Here is a 21,805-nt window from a genome sequence, read left to right on the forward strand (position 1 = left end):
AAGAGGAGAAAACCATTGTAAATTAAAAATATTTAGTTACTGGTACAAAAGCGAGTAACTATCGACAGTTATAGACTATTTCAAATAGTCTCCAGTGAGCTTGCGTAACTGTAACTCATCGACTTGAGTCTGTCGTACGTCGAGCTTCGTTCATAGGCTCGCCCTTGTGTCGGTTCAGACATTTACTCTTAAATTGCGGTCAAGTTTAAGCTTTTTTCGAGAACGCTCTGCTTAGACTTTTTCAGCGCCAAGGGTAAAGCTTGCATAAATAGCCCTCTTCGATTTAAGAGGGCTTTACGAGTGCAGGTACTCTGATTTTAAAGCGGTTTTATAAAGTACATTGCTTTTCCTTGTGGACTTTGAATATAGGGGTATGCAGTGTCCTTTGCTTTTCCTATGTTTGCTCCATTAGTAGTGTAATAGAGATAAAGATGTTCTGAAGGGATAGGTTTTGAAGCAATTAAGTTGTAAGAAATATTACTTCCAAAGCTTGCGGTGACGACAAGGTACTCCCTACCTTTAGTTAACCAAGGAAGCTTTTCCGTCGTTACGACCCCTTCGATTTTTAGACCCCAAAGAGCAAAAGCACATGAGCCATTATGACGAGTGTCTTGCCATTCCATTGCTTTTGCTATATCCACTTCTTGACCGTAGGCTTGAAGATCTTTGAGGTTTTCAACTCTCATTGAAAAACATTGTTCTTTAGTGGTTTCATCGGTGCTAACGAAAGCATATTTTCCGTTATCGTTAAATAGACCTTTTTCAAGGTCGGAAATACCCCACCATAGTTTTGACGAGTAGCTTGCATCTGGTCTGTCAATAATAGATAACAGAGTATCGCCGAGCTTATTTAAAAGCTGCTTTTTTCCATATGCATCAATGTCAGTAGCAGGTGTTACGTCAGTGATGTCAATCAGCCCGATAACCTGATTATATTGTGCATCTGAATCAGGGGTCAGTAGACCTCCTGCCAATCCCGATAATCCCGCAGTTAAGAGACTGCCCCCGGTTAACATCGAATTCATGAAACCATAGGAAGCATTATTGCCTGCCAAATCTATTAGCGCGTCACCGTCTTTTAGTTTAACGTCTTTCGCGCCGTTCAACCTTGCAGCTTCCATGAGGTTCAGCGCAGCAGAGTGCTTTTCATTGTATGAACCATTGTAGTAATTAGCCTCTGACTTTTTTGTCGGTTGCGGTGTTATGTTACATCCTGCAATTATGACAGTTGCGGTTATCACTAGAGCTATTCGAGGGAAATTAAACATGTGGCCTCCTTGTTCATGTCGATAGTATTTAAAATTAAATATCGTTAGTATTAAACTCGAAATTGATTGTTTTAGTTGGTAAGACCTTTGTAAATAAACAAGAATTTTTGCGCTCGACTCAGTTACTTCAACTAAGTAGGGAATCGTGCATAAATACGCTAACTTCAACTTCGGATATGTGTTTGCTTTTATAGCTAGCGGTCAAAGTTATCCTAACTGTTCAAATCAACAGACTCAGAGATTAGTTTTTTAGCTCTGTTCATTTTCATTCTTACAGCATCTTTTGACAGGCCTAATTCTTGCCCGATATCTTCATAATTCGCATTGCTGCATCTCATCATCACGATAGTAATGATGTCTTGAGGAAGAGCAGCTGCCTGCAAAATTGCGATTATTTGGTCATCCGTATCAGATAAATCAGTTTCATCTCTCAAGTGAGTTGCCTTACCAACTAACCAATTCTCAAAGTCGTACTCGTTTTCACTATCACCATATCCATTAGGAAAAACTTCCCTAGCTCTTGCCCCACCTTCACCTTTATCTGAAACATCAGACCAACGTTTTGAGCGGGTGCGAGCATAGTTGGCGACGCCTTTATACATGTAAGGGGTTATCAAACAATTTGGTGTACCAAAGGTTGCGAGACCATCTGTAAACCATGGAGATTCGACGGGCAGGGTAGCGGCCTTCTCTAACATTTTTGTCGAGACCTCACTGATAGCGTCTTCGGTTATCTGCTTATATTCGGTGGAGCCTTCGTTTATATGGTCCTTGAGAACATCTTTAATAAGTCGGTTCGACTTTTTCTTAAAAGAGTTCGATACAGCAACAAGACTGACTGCTTCCTCAATTGATTTGGGCTTTTTTAAAAGTTCCTGCTCCATGACTTCTTTCTCCTTGTGTGCAGAGTTCCTTAATAATTCTTATCACTTCTTTTGTTCGCTTTTTCACAGCTATTTAGTGGGCCTTAGTAGGAGCGCAAAAGGCGTAATTTCAGAGTAACGAATACAAAAATGAAAATAATTGTTCGCTTTTGCTCTGTAACTTCATGGGCCATAAAGAGAGGGGAAAAGCTTGTAATAAAAAAATCTAAAAATTCGGAAATTATAACTTTTGAGTCTTTAAGCTCAATTATGCATTTAGCGGATGTTTTTTTAAATTTGTATTCAGATACATAGGTATTATTTAAATAACATGATTTATAAAAGTGTAAACATATCAGATATTTATATGAAGTATTTTAATAAAAAATATATTTGACGTGAGGTTTTTTTGAACAATATTTAAGCGCCTAAGCATGAGCAAATCGAACAAAAAAAGCGAAATGGCAAGCGGAGAACAAAATGAAGCAAAGATACATCAAGGGAGCAAATCTATTTCACCCTAGGATTTATCACCCGTCCTTTATTAATCGGAAGACATTGCAATGTGACAGTTCGTTAGAAAGAGATTTTCTTATTGAGTGTGAATTTGACCCTTCAATAAAGCGGTTTATGACGCAGCCGAACAGCTTTCATTATAGATATGAAGGTAGAAAGCGACGTTACACAAGCGACGTAAGAATTGAGTTTAAGGATGGGCGCTTTCTCGACGTGGAAGTTAAAGATGTAGAGCAAACAAAAGGGATAAAGGGTGAAAAACTGAAAAAGAAAATAGCCCTTATATCAGAGCTTTTGCAGACATATCAAAATTCTAGCCTTGCTCTAATAACGTCTGATGATATCGCTCTTAAACCGGGCTATGAAATTAGGAAAACGCTATACAGATTTTTGTTCGTTCAGGTCGAACGCTCGTTAATGAAAAAGGGGCGAGAGCTGCTTGCACATTCTGACTTGGTCGTCAGTAAGTTGGAAAATTGTTTTGAACAATGGGGAGCTGACCGAAGCCATGCGTGGGCTTTTATCGCCCAAAATTACTCAAGTATTAATTTTTGCGATGAGCCAGCAATTACCACTAACACACTTTTGAAATGGAGCTAAGCACCATGACTCTTTTAGCATTACCTACAAACTCAAAGTTCGACTTCAATGGCCGGAAGGGCGTTATCGAAGCAGTAAACTCAAAGTATGTTGTATTAGACTTTGAAGACTGCGGCCCGAAGGTCGTCCTGCCGCATGAGTTACAAGATGCGTATATAAAAGGCGAATTTACGCTTGAAAAGCCTAAGACAGAATTTGTTCTTGAAGCGGTGACTGACCCATCTTACGAACAAAAATACGCATACGTTAATGAGGTAGTGCAAACGATGCGAGCTTCAAAAACCCCACAAGCTAAAGCTGTATTAGAGCGAGCGGCTGCCAACGCGACTAAAAAATATGGTCTTTTCAATGGAAAAATACCAAGTAATGCAACCTTTAAGCGTTGGTATAAAAGGTGGGAGGAGAATGAATTTAGCGTCGCTTATGTTCTAGGAAAAACGAAAGAAAAGCGCCGCTCTCAGTTTAACCAGCGTGTTAAGGACCTCGCAGACGAGGTTATTCATAGAGAGTATCTTAAATTTCAAGGAGACTCCCGCAATGGCACATACTACAAATTTATTGAGGAATACTCAGAGAGGGTAGGCATCTGGGAAAAAGAAAATAGACAAGATACATACAAAACGGAAGAAGAGATAGCACTCAAACCGATGAGCCGCTCCACGTTTTTTGAGTACCTCGCAAAGTTAGACCCTTATGAAGTTGATAAAGCGAGGTTAGGGGTAAAAGCTGCAAGAAAAATCCATCGCAGTGTTAAAAGCAGCTTCGTCACGAATCGTCCTCTTGAGCTAGTGGAAGTCGACGCAGTACATCCGAATATTGCGGTTATCAACATAGATGAAAAAGGAAATGAGTTATTACTTCGTCCAATTCTATATATCGCAATAGACGTTCATACACGCCTTATCGTCGGTTTGACAATTAGTTATGGGGATAAGAACTCTAGTGAATCTTCATCTGCGGTCATCCAGCTAATTAAAGAAATCTGTAATCCGGTAAAGGTTGGGCGACACACTTCAGACGAATTTCCGTTGGGCGGAATTCCAGAAAGTATTGTCTCCGACTCAGGGCCAGCTTTTACTGCTTCACAGGTCAAGGCAATGTTGTCTTCTATTGGTATTTCCGCCGTTGTCACAGAAAAAGCATCGCCGTGGAAAAAGCCTTTTGTAGAAAGGTTCATGCGAACGCTGAAAACGCAGTGCATGGCTAATATTGATGGATATGCCGGCGTTCGACAGCGAGGCGCTGAACTCGACCGTACAATTGAGGAAATGGCGCATTTGACTTGTGAGGAGTTCGAGGCGGCAATCGAGAAATATATTCTGTCTATTTATCACCGGAACCCACATCGAGGGCTTGATAATAAAACGCCAATTGAAGCTTGGGAGGAAGTAGCAAATTTCTGTGCGCCAAGAATTGCGGCAGACTTTTCGATGATAGATGCGTTTGGTGGCTTGCGTACAGAGCGCACAATTTCGATACCAAAGGGGATTGTGGTTAACCGTATTTATTACAACAACGACGAGCTACAAAAACTTGGACACCAACTTGAAAGCCAGCTCAAAAACAGACACGTTGAGCTGATGCATGACGATTTAGATATTGGGGAAATAACGGTAATAAACCCTCTCACACAGGAAATTCTCATTGTTCCAGCAACTACACCTAAAGTGTTTAAGGGTCTATCGCTTGCTGAGTTTAAAACACAAAGCACTACAGACAAAACGCGCAATCGGTTAACGATGCCACGGATAGTAGCGGGCTCAGGGCCAAAGCCCAAAAGGAAAAAACGTCGTCAAGACACGCACGATATCACAAAAGCGCTTACGCATGATGAGGTAGAAAAAGTAATGCGTAGTGGAATTGGTAAGCATTCGGATAATCCGACGCCAAGTTATGAGGAATCTAGCGTGGTTAGTGTTAAAGCGTCTAGTGCCCCAGTTTTTAAACCTAAGCCGTCTGAGCGCCTTTAGTTCTTAATTCTATCAGCAACAACTCGTTTAACAAAGGAGACATTATGTCACACCACGATACAACGCAACTACCGGTTTCAACTACATCTAACCTTGTAGGAGCGAAGAATATTTCATCATTGGCACTATGGAATCAGAAATACAGGGAAGTAGATGAATTAGTAAATCGCCTGATGCGGTTTAATGGAGTCAAACCAATGGGGGCGTCGCTCATTGGTAAGGTCAGGACGGGTAAATCTCACTACGTCTATAAAAAGAGAGAGACGCTCTCCAGCTTTTCGATTGATTATGGTGACTATAAAACGGTGCCAGTACTTATTGTTACTGCACCCACGCAGTTTAAACCTAAGCCGATCATTCTAGACATGCTTCGTAAACTTGGAGACCTATCACCACAGGGCTCAGTAAGCGAGTTAATGACGCGTTTAATTCGGTTGCTCAAAAAGCTTGAAGTAAAACTTATCGTTATTGATGAGGTACATAACTTGTTACCTAAATCAGGAAGAGGACGGCCGTCAGAAGCATTATCGTGGATAACAGGGTTCATGGATGAAACGTGTATTCCATTTCTTTTTGTGGGAACCGAAAGAGCGAAGCTACTACACAGCATTGATAAGGAATTGGCATCACGAATTCCGTACTCAGCAAGTCTTAGCAGTCTTTGATATGAGCACCAATAGTTTCGTATTTAGTTTTAAATTACAACAGCAGCAACTCGTTCAATAGAGGAAACATTATGCCACAACACGATACAACGCAACTTCCCGTTCCAATCACATCTAACCTTGTAGGTGCGAAGAACATTTCATCATTGGCACTATGGAATCAGCAATACAGGGAAGTAGATAAATTAGTAAATCGCTTGATGCGTTTTGATGGAGTTAAATCAATGGGGATGACTCTTATTGGTGAGTCTGGGGCTGGAAAGTCTCATTACGTCAAAAAAAAGAGAGAGACGCTCTCCAGCTATTCGATTGATTATGGTGACTATAAAACGGTGCCAGTACTTATTGTTACTGCACCTAAGCAGTCTACAGCAAAGCAGATTATTCAAAGTATGCTTTATGAACTTGGAGACTTTTCGCTAAATGGAACAGTAAATGAGTTGAAGCCGCGTTTAATCTGGTTGCTTAAAAAGCTTGAGGTAAAACTTATCGTTATTGATGAGATTCATGACTTTTTGCCCAAAACAGAAAGAGGAAAGCCGAAAGAAGCTTTAGCGTGGATAAAAGGGTTTATGGATGATACGTGTATTCCATTTCTTTTTGTGGGAACAGAAAGAGCGAGGCTACTACACGAACTTGATAGGGAACTGGCTTCACGAATTATCTACTCAGCGAGTCTTAGCAGTCTTTCATATGGAAACGAAGAGTTTCGTAAATTTGATTTCGCTGAGATGGCAACAGCTTACGGCGAACACCTCCCTTGCAAAACAAAAAAACTACAATTTGTTCGGTTTGAGAATGAAGAACCCGTTTTCTCTAACTTACCTCTGTTAGACAGCCTATTTGTGGCAACTAAAGGACTCCCCCGAGCTTTGAGAGACGTCTTTTTGGAAATCAATGTCGAGATGGAGGACGATAAAACCTTTAACCCGGATAAGTCGTCGCTTTCTGAAATTTGCTTTCGCCTTCAGTCGTTAAATAAAAATATTGATTTTAACCCCTTCACTAACAGAAAGGCTGTTCAACGTTTTATTGAAAATTATCGCGGAGGTATTACCAATGACGCAGCTTAATAAACAGTTACCTTTTCACCCTGTGCCAATTAATGGTGAGCTTTTTAAAGGTTTTATACTTCGGTTAGCATTTCGTAATGGGCGGGATAAGCTAACTGACTTTATGAAATCGATTCAAATGCCAGCTAAAGCGCAAAAACCTTTTGTGGTCGGCACTCTTGAATATGAAGGCTTTATAGATAAGTTAGCTTTGTTGCTTGGTTGTGATAAAACGAAACTATCTGAATGTTTTGAAGATGAAAAAGCCATTCATTTATTTAATTGGATGTCCTCTGCGCGTCATATAGTTGTTAATGACCCAATTATTTGTCCGTGCTGTGTATTGAGCGAAAAATATCTTAAATCGCAATGGCATTTCTATTACTCAACGCACTGCATCGAGCATGAATGCAAGCTATGGCGTCGCTGCCCACAATGTAACAGCAAATTTAAGTGGCACACTAGCTTGTTTGAAGGTTGCATTGAGTGTGGGCTTAAGTGGAAGAACGTGAGCCCTATTAAAGTCGAGCTCCCGCTATCGCAAATTGCGATAGCGGGGGCCGAGAAAAAAGCTAAATTCGATCTGATTGAAAGGATATTCAAAAAAATGAATGTGGGACTCAGGCCATTTGATGCATCTTTTGTGAACCCAAGAGATGTGGAGCAGAACGTACCATGTATATCTGACCATTTTGAGAATGCATTTTTAATTGCTCACTCTAAAGAAGTTGTGGCAAAGCTTAAAGAAGAGAGGATAAACCAATGGCAGAAAATGGTTGGAAGGCCGCATCAGAAAAGGTTGTTTCAGAAAATAGATGCTGCTAATGATGACGTTTTTAAGGACGTATTCGATCAAGAGAGATTAATAGATAACCGTGTTCCGAAATTTAAAGAAGCTACTTTTAGAGTGCTGACATCACATAGAAGATTGAATACAACTAAAGACAAAGCGAGGTTGGAAACAAAATGGCCCCATTTGGAAAATGTTCTTTTACTGAAAGAGAATGAGATAAAAAGTCTGATCAAGGAAAAAATATTACCGGGAAGAGTTCATACAAACTCTCCATCCAAAGTATCTCCAAGTCGTGTTGATGATGTAGTAACGTTTTTCAGAACGTTAAAAAGGCAGGCCTTATCCATGGAAAGGTGTAGTTTAGAAGGTGTAAATGATAATTTCATAGCATGGGGGGACGATAAACAACTAAGACGCTACAGAGTGAAAACTCACCAGCTGTTAAGACATCTTAACTCTAAGTCTATAAATGTATACGCACCCGAACATCATGACCATGGTTTTGAAGAGTTTTACTTTTGTCGGAAAGAGTTAGATAACCTGTTCGAGTTACAGCCACCAAAAATATCTAGTCATAGATGTTACAAAAAGACAGCTTAAAATAATTACTCCTCGAAAAGCCGCTTTCCAGCGGCTTTTTTTTCGTCTATCTTTCACTTAGGTATCACGCAAAGCTAGCTTTTCTTAGGCTCATATTGACCGGACAAAAAGCACGCAGGCTCACCATTAGCCGGATAAACCGGGTTTTCTTAATTGGACGTTTTATTTAAGTATCTGAAAAATAAGGAGATGAAAAGTATGGTGGGTTCAAACTAAATAAACCTCACACTCGTGAAAGTTCCTCTTTTATCACCTTTAGTATGAGGAAATTTTGCCGATACCGAATTACAATAATAGAAAGCTTAATAGAACCTAACTCGGTATTCATTACATGCAGACATTTACTCCAGACGACCTAGAAGAAGATATTCTTGCTGACCTTATGGAGGAAATTAACGAACTCTATGAATCAAGTGAGCAAACTTTGATTGAATTAGAGCTTCGGCCGGAAGATAACGAGTTGCAACGGGCCCTGTTTCGTTCAATCCACACCATTAAGGGCGATTTAGGTTTAGTTAATTTCTCTCCTATGATCCCCCTTTTGCAGCATGTTGAAGATTTACTCGATTATTTGCGCAAAGGGCAGGTGGCATATACCAGCACTATGAGTGATTTGGTGCTTCTTACCATGGACAGGGTAAAAGCCTTTGTCGAAGCTGTTATGGCTGACGGTAAGGCCGAGTACGATGACAACCTTCACAACCAGCTAGTATTGGCTATTGGTCGTGTTACGCCTGACAATTCTGCTGAACATGAAAAGCGTCTTACCGAAGCGGTGTTGTTACTTAATCCTGCGTTAGACATTGTCGCTGACGGCGACGACCCCGAAAACGTGCAAATAAAGCCGCCCACATTAGCCGCGACAGGTATACCTAAAGACATTAGCAGTGAGAAGAAACAAGACATTTTGTTTTTCCGCGATCTTATGCAAACCATTGAGCGGCGTTCTAACTATTGGGTTGGAAGAGGTGATCGCATTGCTAAATTGGCTATGTATATTAACGATGTTGCTGAAAATCCAATTGACGAAGACCAGCTGGCGGTAGCCAGTTACGTTCATGATTTTGGCATGGCGTTTATGCCGTTAAAGCTGCTGCATAAAGGCGATGAATTAAGTGATATTGAGTTCAACCTAATGCGTTCTCATGTTTATAAAAGTGCTCGTTTGTTAGAGCACCTGGACCAATGGGATATGGCCCGTAAAATAGTGATGCAGCATCACGAACGCACCGATGGAACTGGATATCCTTTAGGGATTAAAGAAGAGGATATTTGTGAAGGGGCAAAGCTTTTAGCCATAGTCGATACATACGATGCGATGACGCATCCTAGAGCGCACAATGAAGATAATGTGCTTTCCAAAAAAGAAGCAGTAATTGAGATTAATCGCAGTGCCAAAGGGCAGTTCAGTATGAAATGGGTACGACTGTTTAATCAGGCTATGACAGCGCTTTTAACTAAAGGGCAGTAATTAATCACTGGAACTATCACATCATGGCTGCGGGCTTGAAATTACAGGGGGCTATGAGATAGCAGAAGGTTCCCTCTGCTATCTGAAAAGCGTTAAGGTCTAGTTAACCCCTAGTTCTTTCAGCTTGCGAGTAAGCGTATTTCGCCCCCAGCCTAAACGCTTAGCCGCATCTTGCTTATGACCATGCGTGTGTTGAAGCGCACGCTCGAGCATAACACGTTCGAAAGTCAGCATAGCGTCGTTGAGTATATTATGATGGCCATCGCGTAGTTGTTTGTCAGTCCAGCTCGCGAGTAGATCTGGCCAATCACCCGATTCGGCACTGGGTTTTTCAATACTACTATCGCTATGAATTTCCGGTGGCAGATCGCTGGGTAAGACTTCTTGCCCACTTGCCATAACGGTTAACCATCTGCATACGTTTTCAAGTTGTCTAACGTTACCAGGCCAGGACAGTTGAGACATAACGCGCTCAGCTTCTTTAGAAATGCTTTTAGCTTCTACATCAAGCTCTTTGGCAGCTCGGCGAAGGAAGTGACGCGTTAACAATGGAATATCTTCACGACGCTCGTTCAGCGATGGAAGATGCACGCGAATAACGTTCAGTCGATGAAATAAATCTTCCCTAAATTTACCTTCAGCAACGCGCTGTTCTAGGTTTTGGTGGGTTGCTGCAATAATGCGTACATCAACGCTTACCGACTGATGTCCACCTACTCGATAAAACTGGCCATCGGCCAGCACGCGTAGAAGGCGGGTTTGCACATCTAACGGCATATCGCCTATTTCATCTAAGAAAAGTGTACCGCCGTCAGCTTGTTCAAAACGCCCTTGGCGTGCTGCTTGTGCACCGGTAAAGGCGCCTTTTTCATGACCAAACAGTTCAGATTCTACAAGATCCGCCGGGATAGCCGCCATGTTAAGCGCGATGAAAGGTTTGCTCGCTCTGGGGCTGTGTCTGTGAAGCGCGTGCGCCACCAGTTCTTTACCCGTACCCGATTGCCCGTTAATAAGCACGCTAATTGAAGAACGTGAAAGTCTACCTATGGCACGGAAAACTTCCTGCATAGCAGGCGCTTCACCAATAATTTCTGTTACTACGTCTTCAACCTGCGATTTTGACACGGTTGATTGCTCCCTGGCGTGAGCAAGCGCACGCTGGGTTAAGGTAACCGCTTCGTCAATATCAAAAGGTTTTGGCAAGTATTCAAATGCCCCTTTTTGATAAGCATTAACTGCACTGTCCAAATCCGAATGCGCTGTCATAATTATGACGGGAAGCAGTGGGTGCGATGCATGTACTTCGTTCAGTAATGTCATGCCGTCCATTTGTGGCATTCTGATATCTGAAATGATGACTTCAGGGGCTTGACCGCTTTGAAGTTGAAGCAATAAATCTTCAGGGTTTTCAAAACTCAAACAGCTGATATCGGCTGCTTGTAAGGCCTTTTGCAGCACCCAACGAATAGAACTGTCATCATCGACAATCCACACAGACTCATTCGTCATCGTCTGTCTCCTTACGATCTATTGGTATGTAAATTACGAACTCAGTGTGACCAGGGTAGCTGTCTACATCTATTTTGCCGCCGTGGTGGTTTATTAGGGTTTGTGATATAGACAAACCCAGCCCAGAGCCATTTTGCTTACTCGTGACCATGGGATAGAAAAGTGTGTCTTTAATCTCAGGTGGAATGCCTGGGCCGTTATCGATAATTTTAATTTTTGCTACCAGGGCATGACGCTTTGTCTGAATTGTCATTTGACGCTCAATTCGCGTTACCAGCCTAATTTCGGGGTTAGGTGTCTGACTTTCGGTTAGTGCCTGAACGCTATTGCGCACAATATTGAGTACCGCTTGCTGGATCATGTCAGGATCCAACATAAGCGGAGGAATACTGGGGTCATAGTCGCGAATAATAGTTATGGGGTTATCCGAATCAAAGCGCATTAAACTGCGTATCTTTTCAAGTGCCTGATGCACGTTACTTTCTTCGAATCTAGGCAGTGAATTTGGACCTAGCAAGCGGTCAACTAGGTTTCGCAGGCGATCAGATTGCTCAATGATCATGCGTGTAAACTCTTTATGCTCTTCCGTCAGCTCTTTTTCCAATAGCTGTGCTGCGCCCCTAATACCGCCTAGCGGGTTTTTTATCTCGTGAGCTAGACCTCTTACTAACTCTCGTGCCGCATAGTGCTGAGCGTTTTGTAAATTCTCTCGGGAAATACGCTTTTGCTGGTCAATTTTTTTAACTTCGAACAATAGCCGTGGGCCATCTTCAAAATGCAAATTTGTAACGGTTAAGTCGGCTGATACATAGCGGTTATCTCTAAATGCTAACTTAATTTCGTTTTCGGTAAAATCCTCCCCTTTTCTAATGGCGGCTTTTAGGCGGGTGGTTTCTATTGTGCCTGGCAAGAAAAAGTCTTGAAGTGAGTGTCCGACAAGTTGTTTTAATCCGGTTTCAAATAAAGCCTCGCCTGCATGGTTGGCATAAACAATAGAAAGTTTATTGTCTACCATCACCAATGCAGTATTGAGGCTATTGATAAGCTGTAGTGTCTCTAACTCGGTGGAATGCATCCGAGCCCGTCTCCTTTGCACTATTATTGTGCATTGTAGCTTGCAATGATGCGATGCGCGAATAAAGGGCTCAGGATAAAATGTCTACTGAACCTCTCTGGTGCGCTTACTTAACAATAGTTGCACGCTATTAGTTATTAATTAACGCCGATGCCTGATGAAGGTAAAGGGTTTGTACTGGAGAGGATGCAAGAGTCTTGCCCGTATTGTTAGTTAGTTCAACTTTATAAGTATGGGCTCCACGATGAATGCCTGATAGCTTAAAAACGCCTGAAGTATTGCTAGCTAGTGGGGCGTCATCAAATATTAATCGATACATTGGCGCTTTAGGCGCACCAGTTTGTGACGCTGCAATAGTAAACTCACCCAAGTTATTACGAATTGTCGCTTCTGGAGCTGGAGATTTAATTACTACGCGATAATTAGGTTTTGAAGCCTTAGGTTTAGGCGGTGAAGGAGGTGTTACCTTAGCTGCAGTAACTACGTTTTGGGTTTTACCATCGAACGCTAGTGGTTCTGCATTTTGCTGAGGCTTATCAGTGTAAGTAACAGCACCATCCTTTCCAATTACTTTATAGATTGTCATTGGGGAAGAATTGGCCGCGTTAGGTGTGCTGGAGTCTTGTGCTGCTTCATTCACCTGTGTTTTCTGCTGCGTATTTTGTGGCTCATTATCTTGACTAAGCGCAGCGGCTTCTAAAGGTAGAATTCCATAGCTACCTATAGACAGCAGTGAAATTAAGCAGATGTTTCGCGTCATGTTTTGCACGTGTTGTCACCTAATCAATGTATTATTTGATTGCTAATTATTAAGATCGATCTAGTACTAAATTCAATTGGCAGCTTATACACAGAGTAAAGAGCAAATTGCTCCGAGAACGTATTCTTTATCACTCTATTTACAAGAACATAGTAGATAATTTATACGCATAAAAAAAGCCCGCATAGCGGGCTTTTGTGAAAATTGCTATACAGTGTGTTATTACACGCTGTAGTACATGTCGAACTCAACTGGGTGAGTTGTCATGTTAAGCTTAGTCACTTCTTCAGACTTAAGGTCGATGTAAGCATCAATCATGTCGTCAGTCATTACGCCACCGGCTTTAAGGAAATCACGGTCGTTATCAAGTGCTTCAAGTGCCATTTCAAGCGAGCTTGCAACAGTTGGAATTTCAGCCGCTTCTTCTGCAGGTAGATCGTACAAGTCTTTATCCATAGCATCGCCAGGGTGGATCTTGTTTTTGATACCGTCAAGGCCAGCCATTAGCATTGCAGAGAATGCAAGGTAAGGGTTAGCTGTTGGGTCAGGGAAACGTACTTCAATACGACGCGCTTTATCGCTAGTTACGTGTGGAATACGAATTGATGCAGAACGGTTACGCGCAGAGTATGCAAGCATTACCGGCGCTTCGAAGCCAGGAACTAGACGCTTGTAAGAGTTTGTAGAAGCGTTGGCGAAGGCGTTGATTGCACGCGCGTGCTTAATGATACCACCGATGTAGTAAAGTGCTTCTTCAGAAAGACCAGCGTATTTGTCACCTGCGAAGATGTTCACGCCGTCTTTAGAGATAGACTGGTGACAATGCATACCAGAACCGTTATCGCCAACAAGTGGCTTAGGCATAAAGGTAGCAGTTTGGCCGTATGCGTGTGCAACGTTGTGTACCACATACTTGTAAACTTGAATTTCGTCAGCTTTCTTAACTAATGTGTTGAATTCACAAGCGATCTCGTTTTGACCCGCTGTCGCTACTTCGTGGTGGTGAGCCTCAATGACAAGACCCATTTCTTCCATAACCATACACATAGCAGCACGAATGTCGTGAGCAGAATCTACCGGAGGTACTGGGAAGTAGCCGCCTTTAACGCCTGGGCGGTGACCCATGTTGCCACCTTCAAATTCTTCACCTGAGTTCCACTTTGCTTCTGAAGAGTCGATCTTGTAGAACGAGCCTGCCATATCTGTGTGGAAACGCACATCGTCAAAAAGGAAGAACTCTGGTTCTGGACCGAAGAAGCATGTGTCGCCGATACCTGTAGATTTCAAGTACTCTTCTGCGCGACGTGCAACAGAACGTGGGTCACGCTCGTAACCTTCCATTGTTGAAGGCTCAACAATGTCACAGCGGATGTTTACTTGTGTTTCTTCTGCGAAAGGGTCTACAACGCAGCTGTCTGCGTCTGGAAGAAGAACCATATCTGATTCGTTGATGCCTTTCCAACCAGCAATTGAAGAACCGTCGAACATTTTACCTTCTTCGAAGAATTCTTCATCAACAACACTTGCAGGAATTGATACGTGTTGTTCTTTACCTTTAGTGTCGGTAAAACGTAAATCTACAAACTTCGCTTCACTTTCTTTAATCAGTTCTAATGCCTTATCTACTGACATCGTGTCCTCCAGGTTTAATGTAAAAATGCGGAATGATCAGCTTCACTCCAACAGTGGCAAAAGTGAAAGCGATTATCATGCCATTTACAAGCAAGCCGAATTTTGCGGCATGGACAGGCATCTATCACTTCCATTTGAATAGCATTGCACTAATAAAGTGCACTGGCGCTCCATAGTGGTGCTTAATTGTTACTTTTATGTCATTTAGCCTAGATCACTTTCTATCACACCACCACCGTCTCTGCTCAATTCGGTGCAATTAATATGTTTATTTTTTAAACTGAAGAGTTAATTCCAATAAAAGTGACATAGGATCAAAAAAAGGTGCGCAAACGTCGAGGTTTTTCTGTACAATCCGCGCAAATTTCTCTATCTGCATTTTTTTGCAACAAATCTAATGCAGACTTATTCGATTCCCGAATTAAGTTGGCATCGATTTACACAGGCTCTATATAAGCATGAATACCACTGATATTAGTAAATTGCGTAACATCGCAATCATCGCCCACGTTGACCACGGTAAAACCACCCTGGTAGACAAACTGTTACAGCAGTCTGGCACCCTTGAATCTCGAGGCGAGCAAGAAGAGCGCGTAATGGACTCGAACGACATCGAGAAAGAACGTGGCATTACCATCCTAGCTAAGAACACAGCGATTAACTGGAACGACTACCGAATCAACATCGTAGATACTCCTGGACACGCTGACTTCGGTGGTGAAGTAGAACGTGTAATGTCAATGGCTGACTCTGTACTTCTACTTGTAGATGCACAAGAAGGCCCAATGCCACAAACGCGTTTCGTTACGCAAAAAGCATTTGCCCAAGGCCTTAAGCCAATTGTTGTTATCAATAAAATCGACAAGCCTGGCGCACGCCCTGATTGGGTAATGGATCAAGTATTCGACCTTTTCGATAACTTAGGCGCAACTGACGAGCAGCTTGACTTCCAAGTAGTTTACGCTTCTGCACTAAATGGCTGGGCATCACACGATGCAGACGCGCCTCAAGAAGACATGACTGCGCTATTTGAAACTATCGTTGAGCAAGTATCTGCGCCAGATGCTGACATCGACGGTCCTTTCCAAATGCAGATTTCTCAGCTTGATTACAACTCATACGTGGGTGTAATCGGTGTAGGTCGCGTTAAGCGCGGTTCAGTTAAGCCAAATCAACAAGTAACTGTTGTTACAGCTGATGGCGAAAAGCGCAACGGTAAAGTTGGCTTAGTTTACGGCTATCTTGGTCTTGCACGTCACGAAGTTGAATCAGCGCATGCTGGCGACATCATTGCTATCACAGGTCTTGGCGAACTTAAGATCTCTGACACAATTTGTGACCAAAATACAGTTGAAGCGCTTCCTCCGCTTACGGTTGATGAGCCTACTGTAACCATGACCTTCCAGGTAAACACGTCTCCGTTTGCGGGTAAAGAAGGTAAATATGTAACGTCACGCAACATTCTTGAGCGTCTTAACGACGAACTAGTACACAACGTTGCGCTTCGCGTTGAAGAAACTCAAGACCCTGATAAGTTCCGCGTATCAGGTCGTGGTGAACTTCACTTGGGTATTCTTATTGAAAACATGCGTCGTGAAGGTTACGAGCTTGCTGTATCTCGTCCAGAAGTAATTCTTAAAGAAGTTGACGGCGAAACACAAGAACCTTACGAAACACTAACGATTGACTGTCAAGAAGAGCACCAAGGCTCAATCATGGAACAGCTTGGTCTTCGTAAAGCCGAAATGACCGATATGTCTCCAGATGGCAAAGGCCGTGTTCGTATCGACTTTATTATTCCAAGTCGTGGCCTAATTGGTTTCCAAACAGACTTTATGACAATGACATCTGGTTCGGGTTTGCTTTACCACACGTTCGATCACTACGGTCCATATAAGGGCGGCATTATCGGTAAGCGTAAAAACGGTGTGCTGATCGCTAACGCTAACGGTAAAGCATTAACTAACGCCCTGTTTAACTTGCAAGAGCGTGGTCGCCTATTTATCGGTCACGGTGTTGAAGTGTACGAAGGTATGGTTATTGGTATTCACAGCCGTGACAATGACCTAACTGTAAACGCACTTAAAGGTAAGCAGCTTACTAACGTTCGTGCCTCTGGTACCGACGAAGCGCAAACGCTAGTTCCACCAATCAAGATGTCACTAGAGCAAGCGCTTGAGTTCATCGATGACGACGAACTAGTAGAAGTAACACCTGAATCTATCCGTATTCGTAAGAAGCTTCTTACAGAAAACGAACGTAAGCGCGCATCTCGCGCACCTAAGTCTTAATAGCTTCTAAGACTACATCAGTTTAAAAATGCCAGCTTTTGCTGGCATTTTTTATTTTCTCAATTGATATTTTCAAGCCTCCTTTTTTCACCAACTCACACTTACGTTCTTGTGTGAAAAATTAGTTGTTTCATACAAACAGTATTATGTTGAAAAAAGCGTAAATATCGACCAAAGGTTAGTGGTCAAATGGGTTTTGAGATTCTATGCTTGTAGACAAGTGGGCTTACGCTTTAATTCGTAAGCTAAGTCGTTGTAATAACAGCGGCTAATGAACTTATGAAAGGGGAAGGGTAGTGTTTTCTGTAGCCGTAGTTGAAGATGATCCCATCACGTTAGACCTAATTACTGACGCGTTAGAAACGCAGTTAGACGCTACTGTTTTTCCGTTTACGCGTAGTAAATTTGCGAGAGATTTCTTGCTACAACAAACTTCCGACACCATAAGCTTGATCATAAGTGACCAAGTAATGCCGGATTATGACGGGCTTAGCCTTTTAAAAACTTGTCAGTCATCTGGTTTAGACGTCCCTTTTTTACTTATTACTGCCGACCCTAACAAAGAGCTCGTTATTGAAGCGCGTAAGCTTCAAGTATCAGGCTTTTTAGCTAAACCCCTGAATATGGAAGAGCTGGTTCAAAAGTCGAAAGAAGCAGTCACACAAGCAAGTTAGCCTTAAAGCTTGTCTTACATGTTACGATTTCTCTGACGCCGTCACTTAAAAATGAAAACCTAATAACGAAAGTAAGCAGGCTTTCACCGCACTAAGGTACAAAATGGAAAAGTTCACTTTGCCATGTTTGTTTAACGCCTTAACTTTACCTCTATAAAAGTATATTTCGATATAGCAAAACTGAGTTAATTCATCTTAAGCCCCTAGTTTATGAGGCGCTAAAATTCTACACTGATGCTATAAGTTTTTGAGCAACAGGATGTAATGTGAGCGCTTTATTCGATAATACCCCTTCTAGAAAAGATACGTTTTCGTTCAAATGGCAAAAGTACAAAGGAAAAGACATCATTCCTGCCTGGGTGGCTGATACCGAGTTTCGTTGTGCTCAGCCAATCTTAGATGCCATCTCTGGTCAAGTTGAGCATGGCAACATGGGTTACATACTGCCAGCACATCACGAAGGCGCCATTCAGGCTGTAGTGAGATGGCTTAAAGATAAGCACAATTGGGAAATCCAGCCCGAGTGGCTGGTGTGGACACCAGGTGTTGTACCTGCGTTCAACGTAGCGTGCAAAGCGTATTGTGAACCCGGCGATAAAGTGCTTATTCAAACGCCTAATTACCCGCCATTACTGGCAGCGCCAAAGCTAAACGGCCTAGAGCGAGTAGATATAGGTACGGTTGTAGAAAGCGTTAACGGTGAACGTTTAGATAGTATCAGTGAAGTCGAAGGAGCGCGCTATACACTTGATTTTGACGCGTTAGAAAAAGAAGCTGCGGATCCTAAGTGCAAGCTGTTTATTCTTTGTAACCCAATGAACCCTGTAGGTTCGGTACTTTCAAAAGCGGAGCTAGACCGCATTGCCGAAATCTGTAGTGCGAACAATGTTAAGCTTTGCTCTGATGAAATACACTGTGACCTTATTTTAGAAGACGGGAAGCAGCATATCCCGGCAGGCCGCGAGGCTAATCTTGCTGAAAATAGCGTAACGCTTATGGCTGCCAGCAAAACATTTAATATTGCGGGTTTAGGTACGTCTTTTGCCATTATTCCCAATCGCCAACTGCGTCAGGCGTTTACTAATGCCGCAGCAGGCATAGTGCCGTGGGTAACCGTATTAGGCTTAGCGGCAACAGAAGCGGCATTTACTCAGTGTGACGATTGGCACCAGCAGCAGCTTAGCTACTTACGTGAAAACAGAGACATGGTGTTTAACACCATCAACAGTATTGACGGGCTTAAAATGCTAAAAGCCGATGCGACGTTTCTTGCGTGGGTAGATGCCAGTGGGCTAGGCGTAGAAAACGTTCAACAGTGGGCGGAAGAGAAGGGCGTTGGCCCATCTCCGGGTATTGATTTCCATAAAGCGGATCATTTCAGAATCAACTTTGGCTGCAGCAAAGCAATGCTCCAAGACATTCTACAACGCCTCGCCAGCTAAAAAACTGTGGGGTCAGAGTACTTTTTGTAACTACGCTCTCTATAAAAAAGGGCCAAAGTATTACTTTGGCCCTTATCATATAGTTTTTTGGTTACGTAATTTCTTTGCTATCTGCGAGTACACCTACAACGGCATACAAAAAGAACAATTTACTCTGCCTCTGTTTTTGCAGTTAGCTAAATACGCCGATTAGTTTATACAAACCCAGTCCAATTACAGTACCTACTACTAGAAAGCCTGCCAGGTTACTTTTCCACGTATTTCTAAACTCACCCAGCGCTGTGCTTTTATTCATAACGACCAGCAAAAATATTGCGATAATAGGTAGCAGCAAGGCATTTGTTGCCTGGGCAAACAAAATAGCAGGTAGGGGCTTAAAGCCAAGTGCTGCAACACTTACACCTACAACAATGATAATGAACCAAACAGCTTTAAAGCTTTTACTTTGCATCTCATCAGATAGTCCAAGGGCGCCGGTTACAGCATAAGCAGCGGCTAGCGGGGCGGTAATGGCACTGGTCAAACCGGCTGCGAACAACCCTAATGCAAAGAACCACTGCGCCTTATCACCTAACACCGGTTTAAGCTGCTCGCCCATATTAGACGCGTCCATGGTGGCTGCTTGGTTGAAAAACGCCATCATAGCTGTAGCCATAACAATTAGCGTAATAAGCCCCCCCATACTGATTGCTTTAGCCGACTGGTTTCGACAGGCTATTACAGCGTTATGTTTATCCTGTCCTTTTGACGATTTGGCAACTAGGCTTGCGTGAAGGAATAAATTGTATGGCACAATGGTTGTACCTATAAGGGCTAGCACGGTGGTAATAGCATCTGCGTCTAGTCGCGGTGAAGTAAGCTGGCTAAACATAGCAGCAATATCAGGCTTGGCTACAAGCAGCGTCACTAAAAATACCCCGGCCATGATAAAGACAAGGTAAACCAATACTGTCTCTATCCACTTGTAGCTCCCTGACCATAGCAACACAATTGCGATAGTGCCTAGTATGCTGGCCCACGGGCCAATGCCTATATTGATGAACGCGTCTAGGCCAATCGCAGCACCGGTTAAGTTGCCCGATTCATAGGCTGCGTTACCAATCCCTATAGCGCTAACAATGAGTACAATAAATGCGTTTTTAAGCCATGGCTTATAAGCCATATTTTTCATTGCGCTTGCCAGGCCTTGGCCACTTGCTACACCAAGACGTGCCGCCATGTCTTGCAATACTATGGTTGCAAATACGGAAAAAAGTAGCGCCCATACCAAGTGAAAACCAAAGTTTGCACCCGCCAAGCTTGCTGTAGTTACTGTTCCCGGGCCAATGAAGGCGGCCGCGATGATATATCCTGATTTATCTTTTGCCATTGCAACGACTCTTAGTTAAGTTTTGCTATCATGACAATAGGTGGGCGAGCACGCAACAGTACCGCTAAACCAATACAGTAACAGATTGGTTTTAAACCTATTGTCGCGTACCCAGTGCAAAGGACTTATTTTTTCTGCGTGCCTAACCCCAACTATGTGGGAGAAGTATAAGGTCAGAAAACATGCCCTCTGCAAAGTGGCCGCGCAGACTACCGTTTCGAGAAAGAGAACGCAAATTAAAAAGGAAGGTAATGATGAAAGGCGGGTTTCCAGTACACATCATCAGCGAAATTGTTTCGCATCCCAATTTCAAAAATGTACTTCCGAATGCTTATCAGGTTGATGGGATGATCTTTGCGGTTGCCGCCGCACCAGAAATCCCCATGCCCGAGCAATGGATGCCTTGGCTCATTCAATCTAGTGATAGCAAGCTAGTAGATAAAGATGTCGATAAGCTTGCAGATACCTTGATGAACGGCTTGCGCGCCCATTTAGATTTAATGCGCCAGAGTAAATCACCTTTATCTAGTGAACTCACCGAAGCGATAGAAGTGAAAGGAGTGATGAGGCCTTCAAAGGAATTAGAAAGCTGGCTGAACGGGCTTTTGCAAGTACATAAGCAATTAGAGCCAGTGTGGCAAAATGCTTGGAATAATCTTGATAAGCACTCTACAGAGGATACAAGTGACGACAAGGATAAACTAGCGGAGGATAAAATAGCTGAACCTGCGGAGGCGAGGTTGTCCCGTTGTTTAAAACTTTTTTCAACGCTTGCCAACATAGAATTGGCTTTGTCCTACAGAAACGAAACGCAAGTTGCCCAGCTGGAAAGTAATATACACATGCTTGTTAAGCAGTTGCCATCGGTACTTGCAGATTACACAAAGTTATCCGGAGAGCTGGCGCAAGCATTACCCAATCAATTCGAAACCTTTAACAAAGTTACTTAGGGGTTTATTTAATTGACTTCACTGTATTTGGTTAACGCTGCCGCTGCTGTTGGTGACGTTGGTTTAACGTGTGTTTAAGCGAAGCTGTGTAGCTATCTAACTCGAGCTTCGCTTTCTCATACTGCTCATTTAGAAGCCTTGAAGCAGGTTCCCTCATCAGCGCCTTAAACGCAATATCCGTCTGCTTTAGTAGGTATTTGAGGTGTTGATTACTGTCATCCATGGTAAACATTCCGATAAAAACAATTCAATAAACCCGATACATGGTGAGTGTCGGGCGGCTATGTGTGATGTCTACAACACGC

The 21,805-nt window shown here is 42.8% G+C and carries 18 protein-coding genes; 10 read left to right on the forward strand and 8 right to left on the reverse strand.

Annotation, left to right across the window (positions count from 1 at the left end):
- Positions 1–317: 317 nt before the first annotated feature.
- Positions 318–1,268: a hypothetical protein gene (locus ACXAER_RS14270; protein WP_474830246.1), complete on the reverse strand. Its 951-nt coding sequence runs from the start codon at positions 1,266–1,268 to the stop codon at positions 318–320.
- A 212-nt stretch (positions 1,269–1,480) separates the two neighbouring features.
- Complete coding sequence (locus ACXAER_RS14275; RefSeq protein WP_474830248.1) at positions 1,481–2,152, reverse strand: AsnC family protein; 672 nt, start codon at positions 2,150–2,152, stop codon at positions 1,481–1,483.
- A 459-nt stretch (positions 2,153–2,611) separates the two neighbouring features.
- On the opposite strand from ACXAER_RS14275, the gene ACXAER_RS14280 reads away from it, so the two are divergent.
- From ACXAER_RS14280 to ACXAER_RS14305, 6 genes are all read left to right on the forward strand, one after another.
- Positions 2,612–3,247 (forward strand): hypothetical protein, encoded by a 636-nt coding sequence (locus ACXAER_RS14280; protein ID WP_474830251.1) that lies wholly within the window; start codon positions 2,612–2,614, stop codon positions 3,245–3,247.
- 5 nt (positions 3,248–3,252) lie between these two features.
- Positions 3,253–5,217 carry a hypothetical protein gene (locus ACXAER_RS14285; protein ID WP_474830253.1) on the forward strand — a complete coding sequence of 655 codons (1,965 nt, stop codon included), beginning with the start codon at positions 3,253–3,255 and terminating at the stop codon, positions 5,215–5,217.
- A gap of 44 nt (positions 5,218–5,261) precedes the next feature.
- Positions 5,262–5,882, forward strand: a complete 621-nt coding sequence (locus tag ACXAER_RS14290; RefSeq protein ID WP_474830255.1) for a TniB family NTP-binding protein — start codon at positions 5,262–5,264, stop codon at positions 5,880–5,882.
- Positions 5,883–5,953: 71 nt separating this feature from the next.
- The gene (locus ACXAER_RS14295) at positions 5,954–6,955 is read left to right on the forward strand and encodes a TniB family NTP-binding protein (protein ID WP_474830257.1); all 1,002 of its coding nucleotides are present in this window, start codon (positions 5,954–5,956) and stop codon (positions 6,953–6,955) included.
- Positions 6,942–8,327 carry a TniQ family protein gene (locus ACXAER_RS14300; RefSeq protein ID WP_474830259.1) on the forward strand — a complete coding sequence of 462 codons (1,386 nt, stop codon included), beginning with the start codon at positions 6,942–6,944 and terminating at the stop codon, positions 8,325–8,327. The genes ACXAER_RS14295 and ACXAER_RS14300 overlap by 14 nt, the downstream gene beginning before the upstream one ends.
- Positions 8,328–8,658: 331 nt before the next feature.
- Positions 8,659–9,798 carry an HD-GYP domain-containing protein gene (locus ACXAER_RS14305; protein WP_474830261.1) on the forward strand — a complete coding sequence of 380 codons (1,140 nt, stop codon included), beginning with the start codon at positions 8,659–8,661 and terminating at the stop codon, positions 9,796–9,798.
- Between the two features lie 99 nt (positions 9,799–9,897).
- On the opposite strand, the gene glnG is transcribed toward ACXAER_RS14305, so the two are convergent.
- The 4 genes from glnG to glnA all read right to left on the reverse strand — a co-directional run bounded on the left by glnG (position 9,898) and on the right by glnA (position 14,774).
- On the reverse strand, positions 9,898–11,307 hold the full coding sequence (gene glnG / locus ACXAER_RS14310; protein ID WP_474830263.1) for a nitrogen regulation protein NR(I): 1,410 nt from the start codon (positions 11,305–11,307) through the stop codon (positions 9,898–9,900).
- Positions 11,297–12,382, reverse strand: a complete 1,086-nt coding sequence (gene glnL / locus ACXAER_RS14315; protein ID WP_474830264.1) for a nitrogen regulation protein NR(II) — start codon at positions 12,380–12,382, stop codon at positions 11,297–11,299. Before glnL ends, glnG begins: the two co-directional genes overlap by 11 nt.
- A 130-nt stretch (positions 12,383–12,512) precedes the next feature.
- Positions 12,513–13,142, reverse strand: coding sequence for a DUF4124 domain-containing protein (locus ACXAER_RS14320; RefSeq protein ID WP_474830589.1), 630 nt, complete (start codon positions 13,140–13,142; stop codon positions 12,513–12,515).
- Between the two features lie 222 nt (positions 13,143–13,364).
- Positions 13,365–14,774 (reverse strand): glutamate--ammonia ligase, encoded by a 1,410-nt coding sequence (gene glnA / locus ACXAER_RS14325; RefSeq protein WP_474830266.1) that lies wholly within the window; start codon positions 14,772–14,774, stop codon positions 13,365–13,367.
- Positions 14,775–15,232: 458 nt separating this feature from the next.
- Between glnA and typA the strand changes: the two genes are divergently transcribed.
- The 3 genes from typA (at position 15,233) to ACXAER_RS14340 (ending at position 19,181) form a co-directional block, all read left to right on the forward strand.
- Complete coding sequence (gene typA / locus ACXAER_RS14330) at positions 15,233–17,065, forward strand: translational GTPase TypA (RefSeq protein WP_474830268.1); 1,833 nt, start codon at positions 15,233–15,235, stop codon at positions 17,063–17,065.
- A 296-nt stretch (positions 17,066–17,361) separates the two neighbouring features.
- The gene (locus tag ACXAER_RS14335) at positions 17,362–17,739 is read left to right on the forward strand and encodes a response regulator (RefSeq protein ID WP_474805186.1); all 378 of its coding nucleotides are present in this window, start codon (positions 17,362–17,364) and stop codon (positions 17,737–17,739) included.
- Between the two features lie 266 nt (positions 17,740–18,005).
- The gene (locus ACXAER_RS14340) at positions 18,006–19,181 is read left to right on the forward strand and encodes a MalY/PatB family protein (protein ID WP_474830270.1); all 1,176 of its coding nucleotides are present in this window, start codon (positions 18,006–18,008) and stop codon (positions 19,179–19,181) included.
- 172 nt (positions 19,182–19,353) lie between these two features.
- On the opposite strand, the gene ACXAER_RS14345 is transcribed toward ACXAER_RS14340, so the two are convergent.
- Positions 19,354–20,550: an Nramp family divalent metal transporter gene (locus ACXAER_RS14345; protein ID WP_474830272.1), complete on the reverse strand. Its 1,197-nt coding sequence runs from the start codon at positions 20,548–20,550 to the stop codon at positions 19,354–19,356.
- 251 nt (positions 20,551–20,801) lie between these two features.
- Between ACXAER_RS14345 and ACXAER_RS14350 the strand changes: the two genes are divergently transcribed.
- Entirely contained in the window at positions 20,802–21,500 is a 699-nt protein-coding gene (locus ACXAER_RS14350) for a UPF0149 family protein (protein ID WP_474830591.1), read from the forward strand.
- Between the two features lie 31 nt (positions 21,501–21,531).
- On the opposite strand, the gene ACXAER_RS14355 is transcribed toward ACXAER_RS14350, so the two are convergent.
- Positions 21,532–21,723, reverse strand: a complete 192-nt coding sequence (locus ACXAER_RS14355) for a hypothetical protein (protein ID WP_474830274.1) — start codon at positions 21,721–21,723, stop codon at positions 21,532–21,534.
- Positions 21,724–21,805: the final 82 nt, after the last annotated feature.

The sequence above is a fragment of the Alteromonas sp. AWJ4_199 genome (genome assembly GCF_056159165.1).